At 61.7% G+C, this 9753-nt stretch carries 7 protein-coding genes and 1 pseudogene; 5 read left to right on the top strand and 3 right to left on the bottom strand.

All coding sequences use genetic code 11. The features are described from left to right. The 4 genes and pseudogenes from G6020_RS16700 to G6020_RS16800 all read left to right on the top strand — a co-directional run. Window positions 1–194: pseudogene (locus tag G6020_RS16700) on the top strand (hypothetical protein); the annotation flags it as partial. A gap of 386 nt (window positions 195–580) precedes the next feature. Beyond that, entirely contained in the window at window positions 581–2368 is a 1788-nt protein-coding gene (locus tag G6020_RS00150; RefSeq protein WP_182609260.1) for a DDE-type integrase/transposase/recombinase, read from the top strand. Window positions 2369–2400: 32 nt separating this feature from the next. Continuing rightward, complete coding sequence (locus tag G6020_RS00145) at window positions 2401–3405, top strand: TniB family NTP-binding protein (RefSeq protein WP_182609259.1); 1005 nt, start codon at window positions 2401–2403, stop codon at window positions 3403–3405. Between the two features lie 2992 nt (window positions 3406–6397). Continuing rightward, on the top strand, window positions 6398–6562 hold the full coding sequence (locus G6020_RS16800; protein WP_241732501.1) for a hypothetical protein: 165 nt from the start codon (window positions 6398–6400) through the stop codon (window positions 6560–6562). Window positions 6563–6584: 22 nt separating this feature from the next. Here the strand turns inward: G6020_RS16800 and G6020_RS00130 are convergent, their stop codons facing one another. From G6020_RS00130 to G6020_RS00120, 3 genes are all read right to left on the bottom strand, one after another. Continuing rightward, on the bottom strand, window positions 6585–7184 hold the full coding sequence (locus G6020_RS00130; protein WP_182609256.1) for a hypothetical protein: 600 nt from the start codon (window positions 7182–7184) through the stop codon (window positions 6585–6587). Beyond that, window positions 7156–7740, bottom strand: a complete 585-nt coding sequence (locus G6020_RS00125) for a hypothetical protein (RefSeq protein WP_182609255.1) — start codon at window positions 7738–7740, stop codon at window positions 7156–7158. Before G6020_RS00125 ends, G6020_RS00130 begins: the two co-directional genes overlap by 29 nt. A gap of 1081 nt (window positions 7741–8821) precedes the next feature. Next, window positions 8822–9199, bottom strand: a complete 378-nt coding sequence (locus tag G6020_RS00120; RefSeq protein ID WP_241731598.1) for a hypothetical protein — start codon at window positions 9197–9199, stop codon at window positions 8822–8824. Window positions 9200–9284: 85 nt separating this feature from the next. Between G6020_RS00120 and G6020_RS00115 the strand changes: the two genes are divergently transcribed. Then, window positions 9285–9753: helix-turn-helix domain-containing protein (locus G6020_RS00115; RefSeq protein WP_182609254.1), on the top strand; the 469-nt coding region annotated here is incomplete at its 3' end.

Below are 9753 nucleotides of genomic sequence, written 5' to 3'. Positions count from 1 at the left end.
TGCGGCCTCTCATCATCGAGGAGGTTCGACTTCATGCAGTAGTGGCGCTAGGCGAGTTGATGCGTCTGGACCAGGGGGACGGGAGGGTCAAAGCTGGGATTTGGCATCTCATCTGGTCTGGAGACCTCGCGTGTGATCTACAGCGTCGAATCGACCTCGACAGCGAGATTCGAACCTCGGTAGGTGCGCTGTGAGTGTTAGGCCCCCTAACGCGCGTACGCCGATCAAGCGTGGCGACCTGATCCTGATGCCCGGTGGTTTCTACCGCGTCACTGGTGTCCTCCCGGGTGGGTTGGAGGTCAGAACGGCTACGGGGGCGGAAGAAGCCATCAACTTTGGCGAGCTAACCGAAGCGCGCCAGATGGACGACGGCAGGGTGGCTGCTTCCTCCGCGGTCTTACAACCGTTGTGGGACGCACTTTCAGTAAGCGCGAGAGAAGCCGCGCTGTTCAAGCTCGAGGTCGTCCAAGAGGTCTTGACAGGCTATCGAGACGGGCACCCTGACCTAGCGCGGCCTGGCGAGCCGCGGCACCCGTTTGGGGCGCACAGTGGCGTATCTGAGACAGCCCGAGCAGACGCGATGGCGGCTCATTTGGCAAGCGAGTTTGAGGTGGACCGGACCCGTCAACGCAAACTCGCCCAGGGGGACAAGGCTGGTAGCTCTCCCTCAAGTAGTTCAATTCGTGGCTGGGTCCAGAATTGGCGACGAGACGGTCTAGTCGGGTTGATCGATGGCCGTGCGCTGAAACCCCGGAAGGAGTGGGCGCAGATCGATGAGGCCTATCGAGAGGTCGCGGAAACGCTCGCCCGCACCTTCGACGGGGACCGGTCTGCGGTCAACATCGCTGAGCTGGACCGAAGGATCACCGTTGCGCTCAAGCAAGGTGGTGTGGAATACAAACAGCCAGCGAAGCGCATAAAATCCCAGTACCTCTCTTGGCTCATGTTCACTCGTGGTGCGACGACGCGTACCCAGAAGACCCGCTCACTGCGAAACACCTCGGGCTACGAGCATTACCCGGCTATGCGGCCCGGGCAGGTCGTTGCGATCGACGCGACCCGAGCGGACTGTCTGGTGAGGGACGTGGAAACTGGGGAAGTCTTCAGTGTCGAGGTTCTCACCGCGATCGATGTGGCGACACGAGTTGTGTTGGCGTTGCGCGTCGTCCCAAAGTCCGCTGACGCAGTTGACGCGGCTCTACTCCTTTATGACGTGTGTCGACCCTTTTCCATGCTCGTCGAAGGGACCTCCATCTCTGAATGGAGGTGGTGCGGATTGCCGGGTCAGGTATCTCTGTTGACCACGGCTGACGGGAAGACTGACGTATTGCCGGACTACACCACCCTTCAGGGTGAGCACGCTATTCCGTCGGTGTTGCCAGATGCGGTGCGAAGTGACCACGGCTCTAACTTCATGTCAGCGCACTTTCAAGATCTTCTTGCATCGCTCGGAATTGACTTCCTGCCGACGCGAGGGGGCAGGCCAACTGACAATCCGCATATCGAGCGTTTTCATGAGACATTGCAACGTGCTTGGCAGCAAATCCCTGGATACAAGGGCAGGAACACTGGGGAGCGCGGCGCCAAGGTTGCGACGGAAGCCTTACTGACCGCTAACGAACTGGAGCAGCACCTCCGAAGGTTTGTGAGCTTGGACTACCACCGGACAGAACATGCGGGCCTGCGCGTTCCGGGAGAGCCTAAAGCGAGATTCACGCCGCTCGAGATGTGGGACGTGCTCACCGAGCTCACGGGTTGCATCGATGTCCCTCAGCGCGCCGACATGGTTTTCGATTTCCTCCCGATTCACTGGGCCGTAATTTCACATGGCGGAATCAAATCCAAGGACCTCATCTACGACGCCGAATGCCTCGATGCGTACAGGAACGGGCGGAAAGGGCGATTCCGTGAAAGGGACGCGGCCGCGCCGTTCTACCGCGATCCCCACGACCTCAGCAGGCTGTGGTTCCGCGATCCCGAAACCAATGAGGTGAACGAGGTTCCCTGGAAGGGCGCCGGATTGACACACGCTCCCATGACGGACGCGCTTGTAGATGCTGCCTGGAAGGTCGCCAAGAACCGAGGCGATAAGAAGATGATCTCCCGCGAGAGGTCCCAGCACCTCATTGCAGAAGAGCTTACCGAACTCACCACGCATGCTGAGAAGTTCGAGGAGCCAGCGCGGATCCGCGCGGCGCGTCTACGAAGGCAGCAATCTCGTCGTGACATCAACGAGGCAGTGGAAGCGGCATCACGAACTCTGACGTCTCCGCGTCCGGCTACGGCGGAAACGCTGAGCACGAGCTCAATCGACTTTGACGCCCCTTGGGGTCGGCTGCCAGTTGACTTCGCAAGTGAAAAGCCATGACGGCGCGTCGGTGGCACCGGGCGAGCATCGCGATGGACGTAGAGGCGCCGGACCAACTCAAGGCTGCGGAGCTCCGCTCGGCTAGCCCTGAAGTCCGTGAACAATATGCAGCTCAGGTCAGAAGGTGGTACCGCGCTCAATTTTTTACGACGCCGGACCGAGAGGCTATTGCGCGTCATCTATCCGAGACCGTAAGGGCGAACGATGATTCCCTGCCTGGGGCGAAGACATTCATGTCGGTTACCGGTCCGAACGGCGCAGGAAAAAGCACATTCGTCAAGCGCTGGGCGATGGAACGGTACAGAGAATCGGCGCTGGAGTACCCGGCCTCCGAACCGGACGGCAGACCAGTCTGGCACCCAGACCCGCAGATAGAGTGCGACGTGGTTCCGGTCTGTTGGGTGAACTTGCCCTCTGCCGCGAGGGTGAAGGATCTGAATGCTGTGATTCTTGAGTTCCTAGGGCTCCCGGGGGAGGGCTTAGCCCGTCTTCAGACTGGACGAGTACTAGGGGCCTGTGAGCGGCATCTCGTGCGGTTACTGATCATCGACGACGCGCACTTGCTCAACACTGGTCAACGGATCGGTAGAGAGGTACTTGATCACGTCAAGGTACTCAATACTGAGCTCGGAGAACTGGGTGCCTCAATCGTCCTCGTGGGCGCCAACCTCGAAGGCGGCGAACTGCTTACCGACCCGCAGATTGCCGCGAGGTTGAAAGCACACTTCTTGGGCCCAATAGACGTTCACAGGGACGCAGGACGCCTTCCGTGGCAAATTATGTTGGCGTCACAGGAGCGCGCTCTCGCCCCCTTTCTTCCCGGGCTTTCTACGGGCGTGCTTCATGATGACTTCGCTGGACTGCTATGGAAGCGGACGCAAGGATACCTGGGCGACGTTCGAGACCTGCTGGCCGAAACTGCCGGCCGAGCAATCGAGGACGGGACCGGAGCGATCACTCAGGCCCTCATAGAAGCAGTACCTCTCAGCGCACGTGCCGAAGCACGGGAGGCGATGTTGCCCGGGGGTCGAGCATGACAACGACTGACCACTCCAACCCACTGCCCACACGGCTCTTACCCGCTAGGCAAGAAACCCTGGCATCGTTCGTCCTACGGTGTGCCGACGTGAACGATGTCCCCGTATCGCTTCTACTCAAGGGATGCCAGGGGCTAACAACAGCGGATCTGACGAGCCGCAAGAAGCTCCCACTGAGCGAGCTTGCACATCGCCTGTCCGTTAGTGAAGACGGACTTGATGCGATGTCTTCCCGCCACCGACAGAGGAGCCCTAGACCCCGGCTTGTAGGGCTTCTCCAAGGCAGGCGGTGGGTCTGCCCGGAGTGTGAAGTACAGGGGATCCGCTCGCATTGCGAGAAGACCTGGCTGCGTTTTGCCTGCGAGGAGCACGGCGTCTTCCTGCAAGTCAACCACTCGGGACCGCAGAGAACCGTCGTGGCGAGCGATAGAGTCCTGGCGCTCCAAGCTCGCGCCAACAATCTGTTGCGCGACGACCTCGAGGCATTCCACATCGCTGGCCGGCTCCTTTCTCAGATGAAGCAGCTGCGACGTCTTAGCAAGGCAGTGAGGCCACATGAGGTCCAGTCCGGGACACAGCACGTGCTGACGTGGCTAGGGAAAGTCCAGATCACCACGGGGCAAGCCGTCCTAACCCCTCAACGCGCGGCGATACTGCTCAACTGCCTACTTCCGATCGTGAGCTGTCGCCGATTCGACAGCGCGATGGCGACTAGCCTCCGGGTTCTCTGCGAACGACCCGCCAATCAGACGGAGCCTAGGCGGGATCTGGAGGCGGCGCGATTACAGGCGTTGGAAGAAATCTCGAACCTGATGCGAGTCGGAAAACGGATCGCCGAACTCGTCGATGTAGGCGGGCTTCACGAAGACGCCGTCCCAACGAGCTACCTCGCCGCAGGCGATCCAAACTGGCACACCTTGCATAGTGAGAACTCGCGGGTTCGTCAAGGCGCAGTTGCGATGTGGAACGCGCGCAGACAGGCATGTAATGACGTTCATGAAGCCGTGACAACGTATAGAAATGGGCCCGGCAGTCAGGTCCAGGCCACGGCAAGCGCTGGCCACCGTGCTAGTGCTCGGATTGATTCGATTGACGCCTCCCCCATCACGCCTTCCGGGTTCGCTGCGGACCTGACAGCGATTCTGGCTAATCCACCAACGCCTGTTTTGACCGCAGGCAGGATCGGGCTACCCGGCCCGGCTGTCAGATGGTTGATGCCAGAAATCGGGGCAAACCCAGAGACTCGAGAGGTCCTTGAACACTGGCTGTGGATGCAAAGCCCCGAGCAACAGCCGAGGTTGAGCTCGGACAGAGCCGTGCCCCTCGAAGACATTTGGCGAGTTGACGCACAATTGACGGTCGAACAGAAGCTGCAGCTCCTCGAGCTACGCGATTCAGTAATCGCGGAAGTCGAGGGGCGAGACCTCCAGCGACGCCGCGGTGAGCAAGTCCTCCGCCGTATCCAAGATCACGTCGGATGACTGTCATGGCCAGCCCGACCAAGCCTCTGCCAAGCCGGGTACAACTCTCAGGCGGAGAGGCACTCGACTCATACTTGGAGCGGGGCGCTCTTGCCAACGGCCTGACCACCGTGGAACTGCTCCGCTTACTCGATCCTCGGCCCGACGCAGAATCGTTGACCTTTGCACTCGTTCAACCATCGGACGACCTGCTCGAGCGGATTGAACGAGTAACTACGCTGAAACCCTGTCAAGCGAAAAGCGCGACCCTGCAGCGTTTCGCGAACAGTCGACCCCTGGACTTCAGCGGCTTCGCTGAACCATCTGCAGCGGCCTACCGAGCGATTTCGGCCCGCGGTTGGTTCCCCTTACAGGGAACACAAATCTGTCCCGAATGCCTGCATTCGGGAAGATGGCTCATTGAGTGGAGATTGCCCTTCATCGCTGTGTGCGATGTCCACTCGAGCTACTTGGTGCCATCGTGTGCACATTGCCGGCAGCGTTTCCGCAGCCGAAGGACGAGCCCCCTCAGACCTGAGCTGTCAATCGCACAACCTTGTGGGAACCCTCTCGGCCCCCGACGAAATTGCCGTCACTCAGTCCTGGCCCACCCCACAGAGCAGTCACCGCCCGACGACCTCGAAGCCAGTAAAGCGGTACGTCGAGCATTGGCAGGGGTGTCGCTACGCTGTCTTGGGGCTGAAACGCCGCCGGAGCGTTACCTCGCCGATTTGAGAGCGACTGCGGTCCTTCTCATGCACATCGCTACGCACTCAACCCCCGAGAGTGCGGCAGGCTGGGGCGAGAGCCTCCGAGCGGAAGCAGCGCTGCGACGAACAGAGCTACGAGGACCGCGGTGGGGCATACGGCCAGCCGATAATCCGAGTATCCGAGGCAAAGCGATAGCAGCAGCTCACCAGATTCTGACCGCGACAACGATCGAAACTGCGGCCGTCATGCTCGACCCATGGATAGCTCACATCCCCTCTACTCATGTCGGCCAGGCTGCCTGGATACGCAATCGAACGCCTCAGACACCAACGCTGAGCAAGATCGTGCAGAAGAGCCTGCAAACTCGCCAAAGTCCATCCCGCCAAGTGGCGATACGAGTCGGGACGGACTTGGCTGACTCGCACATTCCGCAGGTCTTACCTGAAGAACTCTACGAAGAGCACATCGTGCCGATCATGGAGTCACATTCGTTCCTTGGCCGAAGATTCGCAAGCCTGTGCCTAGCGAAAGTCGCTCGGCCAGGCCGGTCGTGGTCGGAATCGGCATCCGCTCTGGGGTTCCAATCGGAGGTCGGGCCTAGCACAGCGAGAGCAGTGACCAAACACGTCAACTGGTCATCGTACGAGGTCGCAGACGCACTTGAGCATGTAGCGGATGCGTTGAAACACGGGACTAACTATCGCAGCGCCGAAAGCGCCGTCAGACGGCTAGCCTCTGAAATCGAAACATGGTTTCCCGGGTGGGCCAGATCACAGAATCCACGGCGTCGAGCGGTCACACTGCCCTACGCCATCACATGGATGTGGATAGAGGTCGCCCATGCTGATCTGGATACAAGCCCCGGATGGGCCGAACCACCCACCCGCGCGGAGAAAGCGAGCCTCCGCGCGTTCAGTCAACGACTCAGTGAGACCGCGAAGAACGCCCTGCGCACTATCGCTGTCCAGGCGGACGCGACCAACTGAAACTAGCTCCCACCTGGCAATATCAGCAGTCGGGATCCCGGGTGACTGCCGAACTAATTTGTTCCCAGGCCCGGACATCGTCAATGTCCGGCCCAAAGACTGCGCCATATGCCAGCCCCACCTGCAGAGTGTTGACCACGGTGTCGTCGTCGGAGTGGTCGTAGATGGTTAGCGTCCCTCGGTTCGAGCTCTCGGGGTCGCGGAGGACTTCGACCTGGTAGCGGCCGTCGAGCCGGGACCACCAGACGACCCAGTCACCATCAGTCTCTTCGGTGCTGTCCCAGTCCATGACGGGTCTGACAGGCGCGGTGCGGACCGGCTGAGGCAGGCCGAGGACAGCACCGTCGAGGCTGATCAACCCCGCTTCGACGGCAGCGTGTGCCAACTCCCAGGGCATCGGCACATCGAGCACCGCCGACACTGTTTGCAGGTACAGGTTTGATCCCCACAAGTCGTCCCCGTGTTGTTGCCCTAGCCATGTGCCGGCCATGGCGGCATCGACCATCTCTCGTAGCGTGTGAGGGGTGGCCTCTGGATAGTGTTGCCGGAACGACAGCGCCCGCAGGTAGGCGGTCACTGGGCGGTACGCGCAGCTAGTGTCGCCGCTGAAGCTGATCGACACCGACTCCAGTCTTGACCACGTGCTGGAGAGAGCACTCGCACAGCAAGGAGGACATGCTGCACCCCTCGAAGTCTTGACGGACCCAGGCGACGCGATGCCAGCCATCGCCTGGAGGGAGGTGCAGCAAGAGCCGTGAACCGGGCTCGTCACGAAGAGCCTTATTCAGCTTCTCCGTGGGGGCGCCGCTGAAATCGGGCGGCCACCCCGGCTCTCTGCGGACCGGCTGCTCGGCAAGAAACGGGAACTTCTCCGCCTTCACCTCGCGGACTGAGGGATAGCGGGGCGCGGTGCGGATTCGCGCCCACACCAGCGGTGTTACCGTCGACTCTGGGTCACTGTCGGCGATCGCGTGCAGGAAAGCGGCATCGGCTGTCGGCCAGGCATCGAAATGATCGGTGGGCGCATCGACGAACACAGCTGACGTGGACTCCAGACCCGCCGCGTGTAGTGCGGCGAGTGAGCCCCACGGTCTGAAGTGGCCCGACTCTTGCCTCGGCAGGTCAATCGCGACCGCGGTTGACTCTCCCAGCGGGTCGCTAGCCGTCTGGAGCTTCATCGCGTGCCTCCTTCTCGCGCCCTTCGGGCAACTGCAACCCGGAATGGGAGCAACCCTCTAGGCCTCGGCTGAGGTTGCGGTCGCCTGTCAACAGATGACACCAGACGGCTACGACAGACTCGGGCACTTCGAGTCTCTCTGAATGCTTGCGCTGCTGCTAGTGAAGATGCGGCTCACCCTTTCGACGAGGAGGTTCACCGCCACCCTGAGGGATCAGCTCCTTCAACGAACCCATGGAGCTGCGATCGGCTTGCTTGCAATCAGGTTTGGCCGAAGTCGTTCCGACTGCACGGCGCCTTGGCTGGGGTGACAATGGCCTTCATGGACACACCGCACGCGCCCAGTGGACCTGGAGAAATCGAGGGCGATCGTGTCCTGGACTCGATCGTCGGGCCGTTCTACACTCCCGCGTCAATGGGCAACGTCCTAGGCCTTTCGCTTGCCGAGACTATTCGTCACCTTGGGGCAGGGGAGGTGCTGGGCGCTCAGCTGGAAGACGGAACATGGGTGTGTCCGAGATGGCAGCTCGCGAACCGCCAGGTACGGCCCGAGCTTCTGGCTCTGTGGGGGGTGCTGGTCAAGAGCGCCGATGCGTGGTCGGCTCTGCTCTGGATCTGCGCACCGCATCCTGACTTGAACAGCCAGTCCCCAGTGCAGTGGATCGCAAACGGGCAGCCAGCAGATGCGGCTAGTGTTCTGGCGGCACACACCGCCGCTCGCTGGGGGCAATAGACAACTGGCGCGCGCGTGTCCACCCAATTCATGTTGCGCTCCAGCTTCCGGCGGGATCTCCGACTCTGCAGCTTTGACCAGGCGTGCCACTTCGCAATCGGGCCAGGCAGTAAGACTCCTACCCCGGTCGGCGCAGCAATGGGTGGTTCAACAGGGCGTCGCGGTGCCTCTCTCATACCGCGAAATTGTGCGTGAATCACTCTCCTTAGAACCATCGAGCGAACTACTGCAAAGAGGCCGATATCGACGAGTCCCTCACCGTCGACGTAGGTCTACACCACCAACAGGGAACCCTGGGTCGTTCGAACCGCAGCTTGAACGTCTCCCCTTGGTCAGCGTGAGTACGGTGCTAGTGGGCATCTCCGTTAGTTCGTCGGGGGTCGGTGATCCAGGCGGTGGGGTCGCCGAGGTAGAGGCCGCAGGCGGTGTCGAGGGCTTCTTCGGGAGTGCCTGAGGGCCATCCGTTTGGCAGGGCGGCTTGTTGGTAGTCGTTGTGGCTGGCGCGGTAGATCGCAAAGCCCCAGTTGCTGGCTGATCCGGCGTAGCGCAGTCGGCAGAGCTTGACTTCGTCGCCGTCGGTCAAGGTGGCATCGACGTAGGCAAACCCGGCCCGGTAGCGGGTGTGCAGTTCCTGGATCTGGGGCCACCGTTCGGACGCGCGCGCCAGGAGTTTCTGTCGCAGTGAGGTCTGGGTCGACTCGGGAATCTTGGCCATGATCTCCATCATCGCCGCCGCCCGTTCTCGCCCTCGACTTCCGGCTTGTTCCGGCGTGGCGGCTTGGCGGTCGCCTCCGGCTGGGCCAGAAATGAACATGCCTCCCACCAGCGCCGACATCGTCATCCTCACCGACAAGGAACGCGACGAGCTGACCCGCCGCGCGAACGCTGCCCGCTGTGCGCACCGTGACGTACTGCGCGCCCGGATCGTCCTGGCCGCCGCAGACGGTGACGCGAACGCTGTGATCGCCCGCGACATCGGGGTGTGTGACGACACCGTGCGCCAGTGGCGTCATCGCTTCTGCGCCGAGCGCCTCGAGGGGCTCAAAGACCGGCCCCGCTCGGGACGGCCGCGCGTGTTCACCCCCGTCGAGGTCGCCCAGGTCAAAGCGTTGGCGTGTACGCGTCCGGCTGACCACGGTCTGCCGCTGACCAGATGGTCGGCCGCCGAGCTGAGAGCCCACGCCGTGGCCACCGGGCTGGTGCGCCCGGTGGCCACGGCGACGATCGGGCGCTGGCTGGCCGCCGATGCGATCAAGCCGTGGCAGCACCGATCGTGGATCT

Source organism: Dietzia sp. B19 (assembly GCF_014145155.1).
Classification (GTDB): Bacteria; Actinomycetota; Actinomycetes; order Mycobacteriales; family Mycobacteriaceae; genus Dietzia; species Dietzia natronolimnaea.
The sequence above is the reverse complement of the archived record's forward strand: the minus strand, read 5'-3'. Positions and strand labels throughout refer to the sequence as shown.

Excerpts from the sequence above, each read along its gene's own strand:
- G6020_RS00150 (WP_182609260.1), top strand. The coding sequence starts at position 581 with ATGGCGGCTCATTTGGCAAGCGAGTTTGAGGTGGACCGGACCCGTCAA.
- G6020_RS00145 (WP_182609259.1), top strand. The coding sequence starts at position 2,401 with ATGGACGTAGAGGCGCCGGACCAACTCAAGGCTGCGGAGCTCCGCTCG.
- G6020_RS16800 (WP_241732501.1), top strand. The coding sequence starts at position 6,398 with ATGTGGATAGAGGTCGCCCATGCTGATCTGGATACAAGCCCCGGATGG.
- G6020_RS00125 (WP_182609255.1), bottom strand. The coding sequence starts at position 7,740 with ATGAAGCTCCAGACGGCTAGCGACCCGCTGGGAGAGTCAACCGCGGTC.
- G6020_RS00120 (WP_241731598.1), bottom strand. The coding sequence starts at position 9,199 with ATGATGGAGATCATGGCCAAGATTCCCGAGTCGACCCAGACCTCACTG.